19 protein-coding genes are annotated in these 18,508 nt (G+C 69.6%); 12 read left to right on the top strand and 7 right to left on the bottom strand.

Annotated features, from left to right (window positions below; all coding sequences use genetic code 11):
• Positions 1-201: 201 nt before the first annotated feature.
• The 4 genes from MKK60_RS15865 to MKK60_RS15850 all read left to right on the top strand — a co-directional run bounded on the left by MKK60_RS15865 (position 202) and on the right by MKK60_RS15850 (position 4,458).
• Positions 202-1,140, top strand: coding sequence for a glycine--tRNA ligase subunit alpha (locus MKK60_RS15865; protein ID WP_243937789.1), 939 nt, complete (start codon positions 202-204; stop codon positions 1,138-1,140).
• Positions 1,137-1,583, top strand: a complete 447-nt coding sequence (locus tag MKK60_RS15860; protein ID WP_243987115.1) for a DUF3828 domain-containing protein — start codon at positions 1,137-1,139, stop codon at positions 1,581-1,583. Before MKK60_RS15865 ends, MKK60_RS15860 begins: the two co-directional genes overlap by 4 nt.
• A 93-nt stretch (positions 1,584-1,676) precedes the next feature.
• Complete coding sequence (gene glyS, locus MKK60_RS15855; protein WP_243987113.1) at positions 1,677-3,887, top strand: glycine--tRNA ligase subunit beta; 2,211 nt, start codon at positions 1,677-1,679, stop codon at positions 3,885-3,887.
• 217 nt (positions 3,888-4,104) lie between these two features.
• The gene (locus MKK60_RS15850) at positions 4,105-4,458 is read left to right on the top strand and encodes an endonuclease domain-containing protein (protein WP_243936209.1); all 354 of its coding nucleotides are present in this window, start codon (positions 4,105-4,107) and stop codon (positions 4,456-4,458) included.
• 9 nt (positions 4,459-4,467) lie between these two features.
• Here the strand turns inward: MKK60_RS15850 and MKK60_RS15845 are convergent, their stop codons facing one another.
• Positions 4,468-5,469 carry a magnesium transporter CorA family protein gene (locus tag MKK60_RS15845; RefSeq protein ID WP_147841290.1) on the bottom strand — a complete coding sequence of 334 codons (1,002 nt, stop codon included), beginning with the start codon at positions 5,467-5,469 and terminating at the stop codon, positions 4,468-4,470.
• Positions 5,470-5,680: 211 nt separating this feature from the next.
• Between MKK60_RS15845 and groES the strand changes: the two genes are divergently transcribed.
• Together groES and groL are read left to right on the top strand one after the other, a co-directional pair.
• Positions 5,681-5,968 (top strand): co-chaperone GroES, encoded by a 288-nt coding sequence (gene groES, locus MKK60_RS15840; RefSeq protein ID WP_055886789.1) that lies wholly within the window; start codon positions 5,681-5,683, stop codon positions 5,966-5,968.
• 83 nt (positions 5,969-6,051) lie between these two features.
• Positions 6,052-7,704, top strand: coding sequence for a chaperonin GroEL (gene groL / locus MKK60_RS15835; protein WP_147725401.1), 1,653 nt, complete (start codon positions 6,052-6,054; stop codon positions 7,702-7,704).
• Between the two features lie 328 nt (positions 7,705-8,032).
• Here the strand turns inward: groL and MKK60_RS15830 are convergent, their stop codons facing one another.
• Positions 8,033-8,716: a peptidase inhibitor family I36 protein gene (locus tag MKK60_RS15830; protein WP_243987105.1), complete on the bottom strand. Its 684-nt coding sequence runs from the start codon at positions 8,714-8,716 to the stop codon at positions 8,033-8,035.
• Positions 8,717-9,034: 318 nt separating this feature from the next.
• On the opposite strand from MKK60_RS15830, the gene MKK60_RS15825 reads away from it, so the two are divergent.
• The 3 genes from MKK60_RS15825 to MKK60_RS15815 all read left to right on the top strand — a co-directional run bounded on the left by MKK60_RS15825 (position 9,035) and on the right by MKK60_RS15815 (position 12,046).
• A complete protein-coding gene (locus MKK60_RS15825) occupies positions 9,035-9,328 on the top strand; it encodes a hypothetical protein (protein WP_147841289.1) in 294 nt (97 codons plus the stop codon).
• A gap of 129 nt (positions 9,329-9,457) precedes the next feature.
• Complete coding sequence (locus MKK60_RS15820) at positions 9,458-11,572, top strand: ABC transporter ATP-binding protein/permease (protein ID WP_243987103.1); 2,115 nt, start codon at positions 9,458-9,460, stop codon at positions 11,570-11,572.
• Between the two features lie 174 nt (positions 11,573-11,746).
• Positions 11,747-12,046 (top strand): hypothetical protein, encoded by a 300-nt coding sequence (locus tag MKK60_RS15815; RefSeq protein ID WP_147725398.1) that lies wholly within the window; start codon positions 11,747-11,749, stop codon positions 12,044-12,046.
• An 80-nt stretch (positions 12,047-12,126) separates the two neighbouring features.
• Here MKK60_RS15815 and eda read toward each other — a convergent pair whose 3' ends face one another.
• From eda to MKK60_RS15800, 3 genes are all read right to left on the bottom strand, one after another.
• Positions 12,127-12,741, bottom strand: a complete 615-nt coding sequence (gene eda / locus MKK60_RS15810) for a bifunctional 4-hydroxy-2-oxoglutarate aldolase/2-dehydro-3-deoxy-phosphogluconate aldolase (protein WP_243987101.1) — start codon at positions 12,739-12,741, stop codon at positions 12,127-12,129.
• Between the two features lie 22 nt (positions 12,742-12,763).
• On the bottom strand, positions 12,764-14,587 hold the full coding sequence (gene edd, locus MKK60_RS15805; RefSeq protein WP_147725396.1) for a phosphogluconate dehydratase: 1,824 nt from the start codon (positions 14,585-14,587) through the stop codon (positions 12,764-12,766).
• 160 nt (positions 14,588-14,747) lie between these two features.
• Positions 14,748-15,857, bottom strand: coding sequence for a type II asparaginase (locus tag MKK60_RS15800; RefSeq protein ID WP_243987099.1), 1,110 nt, complete (start codon positions 15,855-15,857; stop codon positions 14,748-14,750).
• A 178-nt stretch (positions 15,858-16,035) separates the two neighbouring features.
• On the opposite strand from MKK60_RS15800, the gene MKK60_RS15795 reads away from it, so the two are divergent.
• Complete coding sequence (locus tag MKK60_RS15795) at positions 16,036-16,251, top strand: hypothetical protein (RefSeq protein WP_147725394.1); 216 nt, start codon at positions 16,036-16,038, stop codon at positions 16,249-16,251.
• Positions 16,252-16,390: 139 nt separating this feature from the next.
• Positions 16,391-16,639: a hypothetical protein gene (locus MKK60_RS15790; RefSeq protein ID WP_147725393.1), complete on the top strand. Its 249-nt coding sequence runs from the start codon at positions 16,391-16,393 to the stop codon at positions 16,637-16,639.
• 21 nt (positions 16,640-16,660) lie between these two features.
• On the opposite strand, the gene MKK60_RS15785 is transcribed toward MKK60_RS15790, so the two are convergent.
• Together MKK60_RS15785 and MKK60_RS15780 are read right to left on the bottom strand one after the other, a co-directional pair.
• On the bottom strand, positions 16,661-16,936 hold the full coding sequence (locus tag MKK60_RS15785; RefSeq protein WP_243987088.1) for a hypothetical protein: 276 nt from the start codon (positions 16,934-16,936) through the stop codon (positions 16,661-16,663).
• A gap of 9 nt (positions 16,937-16,945) precedes the next feature.
• Positions 16,946-17,836, bottom strand: a complete 891-nt coding sequence (locus tag MKK60_RS15780; RefSeq protein ID WP_405042548.1) for a DNA/RNA non-specific endonuclease — start codon at positions 17,834-17,836, stop codon at positions 16,946-16,948.
• A gap of 513 nt (positions 17,837-18,349) precedes the next feature.
• Between MKK60_RS15780 and MKK60_RS15775 the strand changes: the two genes are divergently transcribed.
• Positions 18,350-18,508, top strand: a 159-nt coding sequence (locus MKK60_RS15775) for a 1-deoxy-D-xylulose-5-phosphate synthase N-terminal domain-containing protein (protein ID WP_243936377.1), incomplete at its 3' end; no start/stop codon positions are given.

Below are 18,508 nucleotides of genomic sequence, written 5' to 3'. Positions count from 1 at the left end.
CCGTCGCGTTCGGCCGGGGCGGGCGGCCGATATCCCAGTGTTGGGCAATAAACTTGGCCGTCGCGATACGGTTCCGCTTGTCTGCCGAAATTGCGCCGCATTCGGTGTGCGCCCGCACCCGCGCCGGCGTCTCGGTTGCCCAATGCGGTCGCCCGCGCTTAAACGCTGCCGCCTCCCCTGCCCGACGACGAAGAAGCGCCCATGCCGAGCGATGCCGATCTCAGCCCGAAAACGTCGTTCCAGGGCCTGATCCTGACCCTGCAGCGCTTCTGGGCCGCCAAGGGCTGCGTGATCCTGCAGCCTTACGACATGGAGGTCGGGGCGGGCACGTTCCACCCGGCGACGACGCTGCGCGCGCTCGGCCCGAAGCCGTGGAAGGCCGCCTACGTCCAGCCCTCGCGCCGGCCGAAGGACGGGCGCTACGGCGAGAACCCGAACCGGCTGCAGCACTACTACCAGTTCCAGGTCATCCTGAAGCCGAACCCCGAGAACCTGCAGGAGCTCTACCTCGAATCGCTCGCCGCGATCGGCGTCGATCTCGCCCTGCACGACATCCGCTTCGTCGAGGACGACTGGGAAAGCCCCACGCTGGGTGCCTGGGGTCTCGGCTGGGAATGCTGGTGCGACGGCATGGAGGTGAGCCAGTTCACCTACTTCCAGCAGGTCGCCGGCCTCGAATGCGCACCGGTCGCGGGCGAGCTGACCTACGGGCTGGAGCGCCTGGCGATGTACGTGCAGGGCGTGGAGAACGTCTACGATCTGAACTTCAACGGCGGCGTCGGCGCGGACAGGGTGAGCTACGGCGACGTATTCCTGCAGGCCGAGCAGGAATATTCGCGGCACAACTTCGAGGCGGCCGACACGGCGATGCTGTTCCGCCAGTTCGCCGATTCCGAGAAGGCCTGCCGCCTCTACCTCGACGCCGGCGCTCCCGAGCGCGCTGGCGCGCGCCACCGCATGGTTCAGCCGGCCTACGACCAGTGCATCAAGGCGAGCCACGTCTTCAACCTGCTCGACGCCCGCGGCGTGATCTCGGTGACCGAGCGCCAGAGCTACATCCTGCGGGTGCGCGAGCTGGCCAAGGCCTGCGGCGCGGCCTGGCTGCTCACGGAGGCCGGCGGCGCGCCGGCGGCGGCATGAACCGGTTCGCGTTCGCCACCCTGGCCTTGTTCGCCCTCGGCGCTGCTCCGGCCTTCGCCCAGTCCGCCACCGACCCGGTCGAGACCGTGCGCGCGTTCTACGCCAAGGACGATATCGGCGCGGTCGGCTTCTATGCCGCGCGCGTGCGCTCGCTCTACGAGCGGGACCGGCGCGAGGCCGGAAACGAGGTCGGCCGACTGGATTTCGCCTTCTACGTGAACGGGCAGGACACGGAGGCGAACTGGGAGAAGACCCTGAAGCTCACCATGCTCGCATCCGACGACGCGCGTGCGGTGGTGCAGGCGACCTTCCACAACGGCACGCCGCAGGACCTGCGCTACGATCTCGTGCGCGAGAACGGGCGCTGGCTGATCGCCGACGTGCGCTCGACGACGGCGCAAACCTGGGATCTCGTGACGATCCTTTCTGCGAAGCTGCCCTAGCCCGAGCGCGACGCGCAGATCAGCGGCGGCATCCCGCGCCTCTCCGCACGCTCCGTCTCGACGGACGCGGAGCGGGCGTCTATTCCCGCGGCCATGCCCGATTTGCTGCTCGAACTCCGCTCCGAAGAAATCCCGGCCCGCATGCAGCGGCGCGCGGCCGAGGACCTGAAGAAGCTCGTCACCGACGCGCTGGTCGAGCGCGGCTTCCTCTACGACGGCGCGAAGGCCTTCGCGACCCCGCGCCGGCTGGCGCTCCACATCGCCGGCTTGCCCGCGCGCGGCGAGGCTTTGCGCGAGGAGCGGCGCGGACCGAAGGTCGGCGCGCCGGACGCCGCGGTGCAGGGCTTCCTGCGCGGCGCCGGGCTGACGAGCCTCGACCAGGCGCGGACGATCATCGACCCGAAGAAGGGCGAGTTCTACCTCGCGGTGATCGAAAAGCCCGGCCGCGAGACGCTGGACGTGCTGGCCGAGGTCCTGCCGGCGATCATCAAGAGCTTCCCCTGGCCGAAATCCATGCGCTGGGGGGCGGCCTCGGCGCAGGCGGGCGCCCTGCGCTGGGTGCGCCCGCTGCAATCGATCGTCGCGACCTTCGGCCCGGAGACCGAGACGCCGGACCTGGTGCCGTTCGAGGTCGGCGGCATCACGTCGGGCACCACCACCTACGGCCACCGCTTCCTGGCGCCCGGCGCGATCGAGGTCCGTCGCTTCGACGACTACGTCCGGAGCCTGGAGCGCGCCAAGGTCGTGCTCGATGCGGATCGCCGCAAGGACATCATCCTGCACGACGCCCGCGACCTCGCCTTCGCCCGCGGCCTCGAGCTCGTGGAGGACGAGGGCCTGCTGGAGGAGGTCGCAGGCCTCGTCGAATGGCCGGTGGTGCTGATGGGCACCTTCGACCAAAGCTTCCTCGACATCCCGGGCGAGGCGGTGCGCGCCACCATCCGCGCCAACCAGAAATGCTTCGTCGTGCGCGACGCCGGCGGCGCGCTGGCGCCGGCCTTCATCCTGGTCTCGAACCTCGTCGCCACGGACGGCGGCGCCGCGATCACCGCGGGCAACGAGCGCGTGGTCCGCGCCCGGCTCTCGGACGCGAAGTTCTTCTGGGAGACCGACAAGGCGATCCGCCTCGCGGACCGCCTGCCGAAGCTTGACACCATCGTGTTTCACGAAAAGCTCGGGACGCAGGGCGAGCGGGTGCAGCGCATCGCGGCGCTCGCGCGTGAGCTTGCCTCCCTCGTCGGCGCCGATGCCGACCTCGCCGAGCGCGCCGCGCGGCTCGCCAAGGCGGACCTCGTCACCGAGATGGTCGGCGAGTTTCCCGAGCTGCAGGGCTTGATGGGCGCCCGCTACGCCGCGCTCCGGGGCGAGAACCCGAGCGTCTGTGCCGCGATCGAGGAGCACTACAAGCCGGTCGGGCCGAGCGACCGCGTGCCGACCGATCCGGTCTCGGTGGCGGTGGCGCTCGCCGACAAGCTCGACACGCTGGTGGGCTTCTGGGCGATCGACGAGAAGCCCACCGGGAGCAAGGACCCGTACGCGCTGCGGCGGGCGGCTTTGGGGGTGATCCGGACCACGCTGGAGCGGTCCCTGCGGCTGCCGCTTTCGAGCGTCGCCAACCGACAGTTCGCCATCGCGGAAACCCGTGGCGCGCCGGCCGCCTCCGCCGAGCCCGCAAGCATCCGCGAGGACGATCTCGGCTCGGCCGGCTTCCATTTCTCCGCAATCGTCGAGACCGACGGCGAGGCCGACCGAAGCCCGTCGGCCCAGCGCGTCGCCGACTTGCTGGCCTTCTTCGCCGACCGCCTCAAAGTCTACCTGCGCGACAAGGGCGCCCGCCACGACCTGATCGATGCGGTCTTCGCGCTGCCCGGCCAGGACGACCTGCTGATGGTGGTCCGCCGGGTCGAGGCGCTCGGCGCCTTCCTCGACACCGAGGACGGCAGGAACCTGCTCGCCGGCGTGAAGCGCGCCTCGAACATCCTGCGCATCGAGGAAAAGAAGGACGGCCGCGCCTACGATGCCGAGCCCGATGCCGCGCTCGCCGCCGCCGGCCAGCCCGAGGAGCGGGCGCTCGCCGAGGCACTGGCGACGGCGCGGGTCGAGGCTTCGGCGGCGGTCGCGAAGGAGGATTTTGCCGGCGCGATGCGGGCGCTCTCGCACCTGCGCGCCCCGGTGGACGCCTTCTTCGAGCACGTCACCGTCAACGCCGACGACGCTGCGCTTCGCGAGAACCGCCTCGCCCTCCTCAACGCGCTGCGCGCCGCAACCCGAGAAGTCGCAGACTTCTCGGCGATCGTGGGGTGAACCGCGGGTCCCTTCTCCCAGGGGGAGAAGGGCAGGACGATCTACACTTCCTATAGGGGGACGCGCGGGTCCCCTCTCCCGTCCGGGAGAGGGACAGGGTGAGGGATGCGCCTTCTCCGGATGAACCTGTCCCCTCACCCCAACCCTCTCCCGAACGGGAGAGGGTGTGCGTCGCGCATCCGCGAGGTCGCGTCGGCTTGTGAGGTCAGGTCATGGCATGCCGAACCCGACGCAGCGTGCGACGAATTTGCGGGCGACGCAGACCGGTGCGGAGGCACGGCTCTGGCGCGTCCTCCGCAATCGGCAGCTGAACGGGCGCAAGTTCCGGCGGCAATGGCCGATCGATCGCTACGTCGTCGATTTCGCCTGCATCGAGGCGAAGCGCGTCGTCGAGGTCGTGGGTGCGACGCATGGATCGCAGGCCGCGATCGCGTCCGATGCCGTTCGGACCGAATGGCTCGGACGATGCGGGTTCGAGGTCGTGCGCATCGCCAACGCCGAGATCGACGAAAACCTCGACGGCGTCCGCGGGACGATTCTCGCCGCGATCGAGCGGCGCGATGTCCTCTGATGCGCCGCCTCAGAACCAACCCTTGATCCGGAACACCACGATCGGGATGATCGCGCTCGCGAGGATCAGGCTGAGCGCGTAGGGGTAGCCGTAGGCCCAATCCAGCTCGGGCATGTGCTTGAAGTTCATCCCGTACATCGACGCGATCAGCGTTGGCGGCACGCCGACCACCGAGACGACGGTGAGGACGCGGAAGACGTTGTTCTGCTCGATGTTGATCAGGCCCAAGGCCGCGTCGAGGAGGAACTGGACGTTCTCCGAGAGCCGGGTCTCGAACTCGTCGAGGGATTCGATGTCCCGGCGGATCGTCTCGAAGCGTGCATCGGTCTCCTCCTGGGCCAGCACCTGCTCGCAGGCTCCGGCGACGAAGGGCACGATGCGCTCGAGGCCGAGCAGGCTCGCCCGGATCTTGCCGAGCACCTTCCCGCGGCGGGCGATGCCCCGCAGGATGCGCTTCAGCGCCAGGTCGCGGCGGCGCGGCGGAGCCTTCTCGTCGGATTTCGACGGTCGGGCGCGCACGTCGAAGTCGAAGATCCGCGTCGAGAGGCCGTCGAGCTCGGCGCCCATGTCCTCGAGCGCATCGGCGAGGCTGTCGACCAGCTCCTCCATCAGCAGCAGGAAGACCTCGATCCCGGTCTTGGCGACCTCCCCCTCGTCGATCCGCTTGCGCACCTCGGTGAAGGCGCGCAGCTCGTGGAAGCGCACGGTGACGAGGTGGTCCGGCGTCAGGACGAAGCCGAGCGGCTTGAGCAGCGAGTCGGTGCTCTCGAAGGTCACCATCGGCGTCGAGAGCGACAGGCCGTTCTTCAGCCGGCGCAGGCGGCTGGAGCTCTCGACCTCGGACAGCGCCTTGCGCGAAGGCACGCGGATGCCGGTGGCCTCCTCCACCGCCCGGGCCTCCTCGGGGGTCGGATCGTTGAGGTCGATCCACACGGTCTGGGTCGGGACGGCGGCGCGGCCGCCGGTGTCGCTCGGCGCGAGCGCGCCCTCGGGGCCGTGCAGGCTGAGCATGAAAGGGAATTCCGTCGGCGCTTGCGATGAGGGGGAGAAACCCGGCGCGCGACGGCCGCCGCGGGGTGCGACAGACTTGACTCGCCAAGGGGCCGCCGCTATCTCGCCCGCAGCCTTGGCACTCATCTTCCACGAGTGCTAACGGCCAGGGTTGGACGCGGGTCTCCGCGGCATCAACGCCGATTTGCGAATTCAAACAAGAGGGCAGCTCATGAAGTTCCGTCCGCTGCACGACCGGGTCGTCGTCCGCCGCATCGAAGGCGAAGAGAAGACCAAGGGCGGCATCATCATCCCCGACACCGCCAAGGAGAAGCCGCAGGAAGGCGAGATCGTCGCCGTCGGCCCGGGCGCCCGCGACGAGGCCGGCCGCATCAACGCGCTCGACGTCAAGGCCGGCGACCGCGTCCTGTTCGGCAAGTGGTCGGGCACCGAGGTCAAGATCGACGGTCAGGATCTCCTGATCATGAAGGAATCCGACATCATGGGCGTCGTCGCCTGAGGTCTTCGGACACCTGACGTAACCGCCCTTCGAGGCCCGCCCGGGTCTTGGGGCTTCTCCACCAACGAAAAGGAATCCTGCACATGGCAGCGAAAGACGTTCGTTTCTCCTCCGACGCGCGCGACAAGATGCTCCGCGGCGTCGACATCCTCGCGGATGCCGTCAAGGTGACGCTCGGCCCCAAGGGCCGCAACGTCGTGATCGAGAAGAGCTTCGGCGCGCCGCGCATCACCAAGGACGGCGTCACCGTCGCCAAGGAGATCGAGCTCTCCGACAAGTTCGAGAACATGGGCGCCCAGATGGTGCGCGAAGTGGCCTCGAAGACCAACGACATCGCCGGTGACGGCACCACCACCGCGACCGTGCTCGCCCAGGCGATTGTCCGCGAAGGCGCCAAGTACGTCGCCGCCGGCATGAACCCGATGGACCTGAAGCGCGGCATCGACCTCGCCACGGCCGCCGCGGTCAAGGACATCATCGCGCGCTCCAAGAAGGTCGCCTCGTCCGAGGAGGTCGCCCAGGTCGGCACGATCTCGTCGAACGGCGACAAGGAAATCGGCGAGATGATCGCCCACGCGATGCAGAAGGTCGGCAACGAGGGTGTCATCACCGTCGAGGAAGCCAAGACCGCCGAGACCGAGCTCGACGTCGTCGAGGGCATGCAGTTCGACCGCGGCTACCTGTCCCCGTACTTCATCACGAACGCGGAGAAGATGGTCGCCGAGCTCGAGGACCCCTACATCCTCATCCACGAGAAGAAGCTGTCGTCGCTCCAGGCGATGCTGCCGGTGCTCGAGGCCGTGGTGCAGACCGGCAAGCCGCTGGTCATCATCGCCGAGGACATCGAGGGCGAGGCGCTCGCCACCCTCGTGGTCAACAAGCTGCGCGGCGGCCTGAAGGTCGCGGCCGTGAAGGCGCCGGGCTTCGGCGATCGCCGCAAGGCGATGCTCGAGGACATCGCGATCCTCACGCAGGGCCAGATGATCGCCGAGGATCTCGGCATCAAGCTCGAGAACGTCACCCTGCCGATGCTCGGCCGCGCCAAGCGGATCCGCATCGAGAAGGAGACCACGACGATCATCGACGGTTCGGGCGAGAAGGCCGACATCGAGGCGCGCGTCGGGCAGATCAAGGCGCAGATCGAGGAGACCACCTCGGACTACGACCGTGAGAAGCTCCAGGAGCGCCTGGCCAAGCTCGCCGGCGGCGTCGCGGTCATCCGCGTCGGCGGCGCGACCGAGGTCGAGGTCAAGGAGAAGAAGGACCGCGTCGACGACGCGCTCAACGCCACCCGCGCTGCGGTGGAAGAGGGCATCGTCCCCGGCGGCGGCACCGCCCTGCTCCGCGCCAAGAAGGCGGTCGCCGCCCTCTCGAGCGACAACCCCGACGTCCAGGCCGGCATCAAGATCGTGCTGAAGGCGCTCGAGGCCCCGATCCGTCAGATCGCCCAGAACTCGGGCGTCGAGGGCTCCATCGTCGTCGGCAAGATCACCGACAACACCAGCTCCGAGTCCTACGGCTTCAACGCCCAGACGGAAGAGTACGTCGACATGATCCAGGCCGGCATCATCGACCCGGCCAAGGTCGTGCGCACCGCCCTGCAGGACGCGGCCTCGGTCGCCGGCCTGCTCGTCACCACCGAAGCCATGATCGCCGACTCTCCGAAGAAGGACAGCGGCGCCCCCATGGGCGGCGGCGGCGGCATGGGCGGCATGGGCGGCGGGATGGACTTCTAAGTCCGAGCCACCATTGCAACGTCGGAAGGGGGTCGCCGCGAGGCGGCCCCTTTTTTCGTTGCGCTTGGGCCCGGGTCGGCGCCGTCTTCCCGACGCTGTGAAACGATCGGCGAGCGGACGCTTGGACGACGAGGGGGCTCGGGCGGCTTCGGGGAAGCCTGCGGCAGATCTGTCTCGACCATTGGCCGCGCGCGCGCGGCCTCCCGCGGACATCCTGAGCGGGAGGCTCTGACGCGACGCGCTTCAAGCCTTTCAACGGGGAAGTCGACGAGAGCCGCAGCGGCGATTCTGCGAAAAGGACGACAGGAGCGATCGACGACGCGCCGTGTCAGCCCGCCCGCTTTCCGCAGCGGACGTAGGATGCGGTGCCCTTGCCGCTCGTCCAGGTCAGGCGGTCGCCGTCGACGACGAGGCGGACCTGGGAGGACCAGCGCCGGCCGCGCTCGGCGCAGTCCGCGGCCATGGTCCAGGCGTTCCCGACGCGTCGGCCGTCGTGGAAGCTGCAGATCGTCCGCCCGGCACTGGCGCGCTCGGGCGTGATCGTCGCGGGGATGTAGCCGCGTCGGCGCGAGCGCTTGCCGCAGGCGGCCTCGGTCGGGCCCCAGGTCCCGACGTACTCGGCGCGCTCCACCCGCGGCGGCGGTGCGGGCACCGAAGCAGCGGCCGGTGCCGAGACCGCCGCGACGACCGGAGCCGGCGCTTCGACGACGCGCGGCACCTGTACTTCGGGCACCGGCGTGGCGGCCGCGACGGCGATGGTCTGCGGCAAGGGGGGGAAGCCGAAGGCGGGCACCTCCGGCGGGGCGGCGGCGGCCGGCCTGAACGGGAGATCTTCGCTGAGGAACGTCACGCTATACCCGAAAAGCGTGCCCCAGCCGGCGGCGAGCGCGACGAACAGCGCGACCCAGCGCTTCGAAACGGGACGGCCCGCTCCGCTGCTCTGTTCCGTCGGGTACGCCTCGAGCCCCGCCGCCATCGTCATCCCGCCCTCCCCTTCGTGGGCCGCACGCATCCGACGCCGAAATCTTCCGTGCGCCCGTCCGTCGCGACGCGGGAGCGATGGAGATGCCGAAGGTCCGCCGGGACGCCGCCTCGAAGATCCAGCGATTCGCAGACTGCGCACCGCGGGCGACGAAATCTTAACAAGTCTTGCGCGGCGCGAAATCCCTAAACGCGCGAATACGGCGCTGCGGCGGCGACGGATCGCAGGTGGGTCTTCGACGCGACACTTCCGGCGTTGCATCGGTGCAATGGCGGGTGCACCAATTCACTGCCATGCTCGCGCGCCGCTCCCTTCAGGGCGAGCCAACGAGGCGCCCGATTCCCAGCGATGAGATGCTTCGCCACGGCTCTTGTGATCGCCCTCGCGTCGGGGCCGGCCTCGGCGCAGACGCGGCAGGCGACACCGCGCATCGCCTGCGCGGACGCGATGGAGATGGTCAAGCGCGGCGGCGACGTGACGATCGCGGTCGGCGGCGCGCAGCCCGAGCGCATCGTGCGCGACCGCAGCTTCTGCGACCTGTCCGAGATCGCCGAGCTTCGCCTCGTGCCCACCCGCGACAACCCGCAATGCCCGATCGGCTATCGCTGTCGCGAGCCGGGCTTCGAGGAATGGAACTGGTAGGCGGCCGGCTCACGCGCGGTTGAGCGTCGCGCCCTGGCCGGTGCCACGATCTCGCCACGACCCGCGGTCACTGCCGCCGGGAAGGGCTTCGCGAACGGAGCCGATCGTCAAGATTTCCGGGAGACGCGCGTGGCCGCACTTCGAAGCGGGCTCGGCCTGCAGGCCGTCCTCACGGCGCTCGCCGCCCTCGCGCTGCTGGCGGCACCCGGCGTCCCCGCCCCGCCGCTCTACGTCTCGCTCGCGGGCTTCGCCATGGCCGGCATCCTGCTCGCCTCGGCCAACCTCTCCGCCTACCTGAAGGTCTTCGTCTCGGTCTACGGGATCGGCTACCTCGTGCTCGCCGGCGGCAAGACGCTGGCCGCGATGGGAGCGCTGCCGCCGACGCTCGCCGCCCTGCTCCCGCCGGACTTCGCGGCCACGGGCGCCGTGGTGTTCGGCGGGCTGGTCCTGGCGATCTCCTACCTGAAGCCGATCCGCGCGATCACCCTGATCGCCGATCCGTACTTCGCCAGCCGCGAGGCGCCGACCCGGGAGATCGGCCCGTTCCGCTTCTTCGGCAACACCGAGGGCAAGGTCGGGCAGCGGCTGGTGGCGCTGTCGATCTTCATCACCTTCGCCCAGGTAGCGCTGCAGCTGCGCCTGAACTTCTGGTTCCGCGACCTGTTCAATGCGCTGCAGGAGTACAATGCCGACGCGTTCTGGTACCAGCTCGTCTGGATCTTCGCCCCGCTCGCCACGATCTGGGTCGTGGTCGGCATGTTCGACACCTTCGTCGACGCGTCGCTCCACCTGCGCTGGCGGACCTGGCTGACCCGGAGCTTCTACGAGCGTTGGCTCGACGGCGGCACGCATTACCGCATCCCCTTCACCGGCGAGCACGCGGACAACCCGGACCAGCGCATCCAGAGCGACGTCAACCTGTTCATCTCGCAGACGACGACGCTCTCGATCCGCCTGCTGTCACAGGCGGCGACCCTGGTCTCGTTCATGGTCATCCTGTGGGGCCTGTCGCGCGATTTCGTCTTGCCGTTCACCGACACCGTGGTCCCGGGCTTCCTGGTCTGGCTCGTCGTCGGCTACGCGCTGGTCGGCACCTGGCTGACGCACCTGATCGGACGCCCGCTGATCGGGCTCGACTTCCGGCAGGAGAAGGTCGAGGCCGACTTCCGCTTCTCGCTCGCCCGCTCGCGGATCTACTCCGAGCAGATCGCGCTCCTGCGCGGCGAGCGCGCGGAGAACGTCAGGCTGAAGAGCCTGTTCGGCGAGATCATCGACAACTACCTCGGCATCATCTACCGGCGGATCAAGCTCGGCAGCTTCACGCTGTCCTACAGCCAGATCAGCGTGGTGTTTCCCTACATCCTCGCCGCGCCGAGCTACTTCCTCAAGAAGATCACCCTCGGACAGTTCCAGCAGACCGGCGACGCCTTCTCCAGCGTGCAGTCGTCGCTGTCGTTCTTCATCAACTCCTACGTCACGATCGCGGCCTACAAGGCCAACACCAACCGTCTCGCCTCGTTCAAGCGCGCGATGACGCTGGCCGAAGCCTATTCCGCCGCCTCCGACGGGCTCGGCCACGGCAACGCCACCGGGTCCGACGTGACCGCGACCGGGCTGACGCTCGCCCTGCCCGACGGGCGGACGATCGTCACCGCCGACAGCCTTGCGATGACGAAGGGCGCGTCGACGCTCGTCACCGGCCCCTCGGGCTCCGGCAAGTCGACCCTGTTCCGCGCGATCGCCGGGATCTGGCCGTTCGGCAAGGGCCGGATCGACGTGCCCGCCGGCCAATCGGCCCTGGTGCTGCCGCAGCGGCCCTACATTCCCCTCGGCACGCTGCGCGGTGCCGTGTGCTACCCGAACACAACCGACCAGTTTCCGGACGCGGCGATCCGCGAGGCGCTGGTCGCGGCGCAACTGCCGGCTCTGGTCGATCGCCTGGACGAGGTCGACGCCTGGGACCAGCGCCTGTCCGGCGGCGAGCAGCAGCGCCTGGCGATCGCTCGCGCGGTGCTGGCCAAGCCCGAATGGCTGTTCCTCGACGAATCCACCGCCGCCCTCGACGAGCCGAGCGAGGCCGGCATCTACCGGATGCTGCGCGAGACCCTGCCCAACACCACGATCGTCTCGATCGGCCATCGCTCGACCCTGCACGAGCACCATCAGCGCCGGGTCGACATGCAGAGCACGGGGGACGGCCGGTTCAGCCCGCGCGAGCTTCGCGCCGTCGCGCCAGCGGAATAGTCCCGGCTGCAAAACGTAAGACACCGCCGTTAGACGGCTCATCGTCGTCGCTCGAAGTCGCCGTACAGCAATGCGGGAGGGTTCACCCGTCCGCATTGCCAGGTTGAAATAATAAAGGAACCCTCCGGCGGTCCTGACGTTTGATACCCGCCTCAAGAAACTGCGGAGAAACGCATGACCAAGATCACCACTTTCGCCGGTGCCGCCGCTCTCGTTCTGATGTCGTCGGCCGCGTTCGCCGCGCCGTGCTCGACCGGAACCACCGTCACCCCCGACAAGGACGCCAGCAAGGCCTCGACGGTCGATCCGAAGGCCACCGCCAACACCAGCCCCGGCGCCAAGGGCGAGTCGCCCGGCACCGTCGGCGCGATGAACAAGGCCGGTTCCGCCGCCGGAGCCACCTCGCCGGCGGACGTCAACGCCCAGGACAAGGGCAACCCGACCGCCGCGCAGGCTGCCAAGAACGATTGCTGATCGACGATAGCGGATCGGCATCGATCCGGTTCGAGACGTTGCGCCCGCTCCGGGAAACCGGGGCGGGCGTTTTCGTGCGCCTAGTGCCGCAGGCCGGTCGCCGCCAGGGCGGCCTTGCGGATCGCGTCCACGTCCGGCGCGCCGGGCTTCACGACCCAGCTTCCGCCGACGCAGAGAACTGCGTCGAGCGCGAGCCAGTCCGGCGCCGTCGCCTCGGAGATGCCGCCGGTCGGGCAGAACCGGACCTGCCCGAACGGGGCGGCCAGCGCCTTCAGCGCCTTGATCCCGCCGGACGCTTCCGCCGGGAAGAACTTGAACCGGTCGAGCCCGTGGTCGAGCCCGCGCATGATGTCGGCGGCATTCGCCACCCCCGGCAGGTAGGGGATGCCGCGCTTCAACGCCGCCTCGGTGAGCGGCGGGGTGAGGCCGGGGCTGACGATGAACGTCGCGCCGGCTTCGATCGCCGCGTCGAGGTCGCGCTCGTTGAGGACCGTTCCCGCCCCGACCACCGCGCCCTCCACCCGCGACATTGCGCGGATCACGTCGAGGGCGGCCGGCGTGCGGAGCGTGACCTCGAGCGCGGTCAGGCCGCCCTCGACCAGGGCTCGTGCGATCGGCTCGGCATGCTCGACGTCCTCGATCACGAGGACGGGGATCACGGGGACGGTGCGCATCAGCGCGTCGATGCCGGTCATGATTGGATCTCCCGTTTCGTGATCATAGGCCGGCGGCCGCGAGCATCGCCGAGGCGCCCTGCTCGGCCCCGTCGGCGCCGTGGCGCATGAAGGCGAACAGCTCCCGCCCGGTCCCGGTGGCCGGCGGCGGCGCCGCGGCCTCGTCGCGGGCGGCGAGTTCCGCGTCGTCGACGAGCACCTGCAGCAGCCCTTCCTCCGCGCTGAGCCGCACGATGTCGCCGTCGCGGATCTTCGCGATGAGGCCGCCGCCGAGCGCCTCCGGGCTGAGATGGATCGCCGCCGGCACCTTGCCCGACGCACCCGACATCCGGCCGTCCGTGACCAGGGCGACCTTGTGGCCGCGGTCCTGCAGCACGCCGAGCTGCGGCGTGAGCTTGTGCAGTTCCGGCATCCCGTTGGCGCGGGGGCCCTGGAAGCGAACCACAACGACCACGTCGCGCTCGAGCTCGCCCGCCTTGAACGCCTTCAGCACGTCGTCCTGGTCGTCGAAGACGCGGGCCGGCGCCTCGATCGTGCGACGGTGCTCGTCCACGGCGCTGGTCTTGAAGGTGGCGCGGCCGAGGTTTCCCTTCACCAGGCGCATCCCGCCATCGGCCTGGAACGGCGCGGCGGGCTTGCGCAGCATCGTGTCGTCGAGGCTCTCGGGCACCGCCTCCTCGAAGGTCAGCGCGTCGCCCGACAGCTTCGGGTCGCGGGCGTGGTCGCGCAGGCGCGAACCGGACACGGTGAGGATGTCGTCGTGCAGCAGGCCGGCGTCGATCAGGCTCGCCATCACGAAGCTCATCCCGCCGGCGGCGTGGAAATGGTTCACGTCGCCGGAGCCGTTCGGATAGACCCGGGCGATCAGCGGCACCACACCGGACAGCCGGTCGAAATCCTCCCAGTCGAGAACGATGCCGGCGGCACGCGCCATCGCCGGCAGGTGGATCGCGTGGTTGGTCGAGCCGCCGGTGGCGAGCAGCCCGACCACCGCGTTGACGATCGCCTTCTCGTCGATGCAGCGCCCGAGCGGCCGGTAGTCGTTGCCCGACGCGCCGATCTCCGACAGCCGGTGGATCGCGGCGCGAGTCACGGCCTGTCGCAGCTTGGTGCCCGGATTGATGAACGAGGCGCCGGGCATGTGCAGGCCCATCACGTCCATCATCATCTGATTGGAGTTCGCGGTGCCGTAGAACGTGCAGGTGCCGGCCCCGTGATAGGAGGCGGATTCCGATTCCAGCAGCTCCTCGCGCCCGACCTTGCCCTCGGCGTAGAGCTGGCGGATGCGCTGCTTCTCCTTGTTGGCGATCCCCGTCGGCATCGGCCCGGCCGGGATCAGGATCGTCGGCAGGTGGCCGAAGCGCAGCGCGCCGATGATCAGGCCCGGCACGATCTTGTCGCAGATGCCGAGCAGGGCGGCCCCGTCGAACATGCCGTGGCTGAGCGCGACCGCCGCCGACAGGGCGATGGCGTCGCGCGAGAACAGCGACAGCTCCATGCCGCGCTGGCCTTGGGTGACGCCGTCGCACATCGCCGGCGTGCCGCCCGCGACCTGCGCCGTCGCGCCGACCTCGCGGGCGAACAGCTTGATCTGCTCGGGGTAGCGTCCGTAGGGCTGATGCGCCGACAGCATGTCGTTGTAGGCGGTGACGATGCCGATGTTCATCGCGCGGCCGGAGCGGATCGCGGCCTTGTCCTCGCCGGAGGCCGCGAAGCCGTGGGCGAGGTTGCCGCAGGCCAGCGTCGGCCGGTGCACGCCCGAATCCCGCTCGCGCCGGATGAGGTCGAGATAGGCGGCCCGCGAGTCGCGCGAGCGCTCGACAATGCGGGCCGTCACCGCCGCGACCACCGGATGAATCTCTGTCATCGCATGCCCTCTCGACGGCTCGGAGCCGAAGCGCTCCGAGACCGTCCTGTCCGTGGTCGGGCTCGGGTGAGCCGACCGTGATGCGAACGTCTAGGCCCGCTGCCCGACCGTAAGATGGCGGCGACGGGCAAGACGGCAGGGGAAGCCGGAGCGTCGAGCCTCAGTACTGCCAGAAGATCCGTTGCAGTTCCTTGGTGTCGCTGGTCTTGGTCAGCGCGACCGCCGCGAGGATCTTCGCCTTCTGCGGGTTCAGGTCGTGCGCGACGACCCAGTCGTAGGTGTCGTCGGGCTGCTCGGCGTTGCGCAGCACGAACCCGTCGGGCACCCGCGACGAGCGGATGATCAGCGTGCCCTTGGCGCGGATGTCCTTCAGCGTGTCGACGAGATAGCCCGGCACCGAGCCGTTTCCGGTGCCGGCATTGACGATCGCCTTGGCGCCGGCATCGACCGCGGCCTTGTAGGCGCCGGGGAACATGTTGCCCGAGCCGTAGACGATCGCCACCAGCGGCAGGCTGTCGATCGTGTCGATGTCGAACTCGGAGCTGGTGCCGTGGCGCTTGTCGAGGCTGCGGAAGAAGTAGGTCTTGCCCTCGACCACCATGCCGAGCGAGCCCCAGTGGCTGAAGAACGCGCTCGGCACGATGTTGGTGCGCTTGGTGGCGTCGCGACCGGACTGGATCTGGTCGTTCATCGTCACCGTCACGCCCTTGCCGATCGCCTCCTTGCTGCCGGCGACCGCGACCGCGTCGAGCAGGTTGAGCGCGCCGTCGGCGGAGATGGCGGTGGACGGGCGCATCGAGCCGACGACGACGATCGGCTTGTCGGTCTTCACCACGAGGTTGAGGAACAGCGACGTCTCCTCCAGCGTGTCCGTGCCGTGGGTGACGACCACGCCGTCCACGTCGCTCTGCTTGACGAGCTGCGAGACGCGCTTGGCCAGCTGCACCAGCTGCGCGTCGGTGAAGCTCTCGGAGGCGATCTGGAAGACCTGCTCGCCGCGGACGTTGGCGATGGCCGACATCTGCGGCACCGCCGCGATCAGCTTCTCGACGCCGACCTTGGCCGCCTGGTAGGTCGCGCTGTTGGCGGCATCCGCGCCGGCGCCGGCGATGGTGCCGCCGGTGGCCAGGATCACCACGTTGGGCTTGCCGACCTTCGCCTCGACCGCCGCGTCGGGCATCTCGCGCGCGATCGCCGCCCCCGTCAGCGACAGGCTCGCCAGGAGAACGGCCGCGACCGCGGCACACCGGCTGGATCTGACAGACAGCATCGACAATCCTTCGTCATGACCGCCGCAGCGCGGCGTGCCGGCCGCATGGTAGGCCGGCCGTCCTACGAGGCAAGAACGAAGCCGCTCGCCGAAGCGTCGCCCTCGCCGAACCGTCATGCCGGATCGTTCCGCGAGCTTGAGCGTTTCCTCGAAACATTCGTCCGGGAGAGGCGCCCCCATGCTGACCTTCGCCAGCCTTCTGGAAGACGTGAAGGGCAACGCGCCCGCCCGTGCAGCGATGTCGCTTCTCGACGCGGCGCTCGCGCGTCGCACGTCGGACGAGCAGGGCGCCTTCTGGCGTGCGATCGACCTGTACTACGTGTCGCGCAAGGCGCCGGGCGCCGAGCCGCAAGCGACGGAGGCGGGTCCCTCTCCCACCACGCAGGCCCCGTGACGATCGGGCCTCGTCCAGCGAGACCGAGGGGTTGATCTCCGGCGGGGCTTGCGCGGCGGTCCCGCTCCGGCCGATCACGCGCACGGCGCGGTACTGCCGGGCCTTCGTGCCACCGCGATCCACAACAGTCAGGAACCCCATGTCCGAACCCGACGACGAGCCCCTCGACGCCGTCTCCCGCCTCTACGCGAAGATGCTGGCGATGGAGATCGTGATGGGCGTGCTGATCGGGCGCCTGTCGGAGGAGGACCCCGAGGTTCGAGAGGATGTGAAGCGCGACGTCGCGGTGCTCCTGGCCGACATGCCGATCGACGGGGCGAGCGAGGAGCTGATCGCCGCCGAGGTCCGCCGCGCTGCCGAGGCGCTGACGAGCGTGCGGATCGCCTGAGCGAGCGGATCGCCGTCGCCGTCAGGCGAAAGGGTTCTTCACGATGGTCGGTTCCGTCGCCGATTCGGCGACCCTGCCCGGCAGGTCCGCCGCCTCGAGCGACGCGACGATCGCGTCGACCGTGGCCTTGAGCGCACGCGCCTGGGCCAAGCCCGCCGCGTCCCGCGTCAGGTCGAGGGAGCCGTGGAGCGCGATCGTCTCCGGGCCGTTCTCGAACGCGAGCGCCCCGATGGTCCTCACCGCGGCCCCGTCGGCGAAGGGCTCGAAGGCGGCCTCGCCGTCCTTGGATTTCTTCATGGCTGATCCTCAGAAGATCGCGCGGAGCAGTTGCCGCAGCGCACGGTGCAGCGCGCGCACGGCCTCGTGGCCGAGCCAGTCCTGCCAGGTCTGCTCCCGTCCGCGGGGACGATGGTTGGCGATGTCGTCGCGGGAATAGGCGCGCGGCTCCGGTAGGGTCATCGCCGAGGCCTTCTGGCCCGGCGGCAGCGACGGGAAGGCGTCGATCCCGGCGATGGTGCGGAGCGCAGCGAGGGACACCGACTGGAAGGTCCCGCTGCCGTCGTTCGGCGCGAGCCAGGCACCGCCCTCCCCGGCCACCGGATCGTAGATCGCCTTGAACATCTGCGTCGGCACCAGCACCCGGCCGTTGATCGAGGCGAGCCCGTCGCCCGCGTAGACCGGCCCGGTCACGACGAAGAGCTGCCCGCGCCGGGTCGCGAGCCGGCGGGTGCTCTCCTCGATCGCGGCCCACAGGCTCCGGTTCAGCACGCGATCCTGCGGCACGATGTTGGCGAGGCTGAAGGATTGCGCCTGAGCCTCGCCGGTCGGCATGTCGCCGGCCGGCGCGAGGTGGCCGCGGTCGAAGCCGCTGCGGACGTAGTCGTCGAGCCGCGCGCGGTCGTCCGGCGGGACGCGGTCCTCGTCGTGGAAGGCGTCGATCCGCTCCACCAGCCGCGCCGCCGCGACGCTCGCTCGCGTCAGGTGCTCCGCGGCGTAGAGCGGCGTTCGCGCCACGCCGGAATGGAGCACCGCGTAGGCATCGAAGCACAGGGCCAGCGTCCTGGGGGCGAGCTTCGGGTTGGTCAGCTCCGGCGCTCGGCCGTCGGCGAACAGCGCCGGGCAGGCGTCCGACGACCGCGCCGCGCCGCATCCGAGCAGGAGGACGACGGCGGCGAGGCGGGCCGGCTTCAGGAGCACGTGCGGATCCTTCGCGGGCCCGACGGCGTCGGGCGCTCGCGCCACGCGCACGGCCGCCCGAGCGTCCCCTCGAACGGGCGCACGTCGCGGTCGGGCCCACCCGGCACGGTCCGCGGCGGGCAATCCCCGAGATAGGCACACGCGAACGTGAAGTCCCCGTCGACCGGGCGGGGATCGGCCTCGGCTCCGGTGCTGAAGACGATGGTGAGAATGGTCAGGATTCCGGGCAGCACAATGCGGAGCGACGCGGGCCTCATGTGGCAGCGAAGGCACGAAACCGGGAAAAGGGAGGGATGAAACATTGATCGGATCCCACAAGGTCCGTAATTGGCACTATCATGACAGCGGCCGTACCAACGTTCCCGCGAGCGGGCGACGGCGAGTTCGGTCGAGGCGTGGTCGGAACGACCCCGTCGTCACACGAGAGGCGGACCGCGTGCCGGTCGCCTCGGATCGACGCGGCCTGCCACGGATGCCTTTCGGGCCGGACGTCATAAGCGAGCGAGTGGTTCATTGACACCTCAAGAAAACGCCCCCTCGATTTTGGACGGTTTGTCCGAGACGTCCGCGTTGCGGTTGCTTCCGGAGAGCGATCTCCGGGCGGTGGCGGACGCGGTTCGCTCGGAGATGATCGAGGCCGTGTCGGTGACGGGCGGCCATCTCGGGTCGGGG

The sequence above is a fragment of the Methylobacterium sp. J-092 genome (assembly GCF_022829325.1).
Taxonomy (GTDB): Bacteria; Pseudomonadota; Alphaproteobacteria; order Rhizobiales; family Beijerinckiaceae; genus Methylobacterium.
The sequence above is the reverse complement of the archived record's forward strand: the minus strand, read 5'-3'. Positions and strand labels throughout refer to the sequence as shown.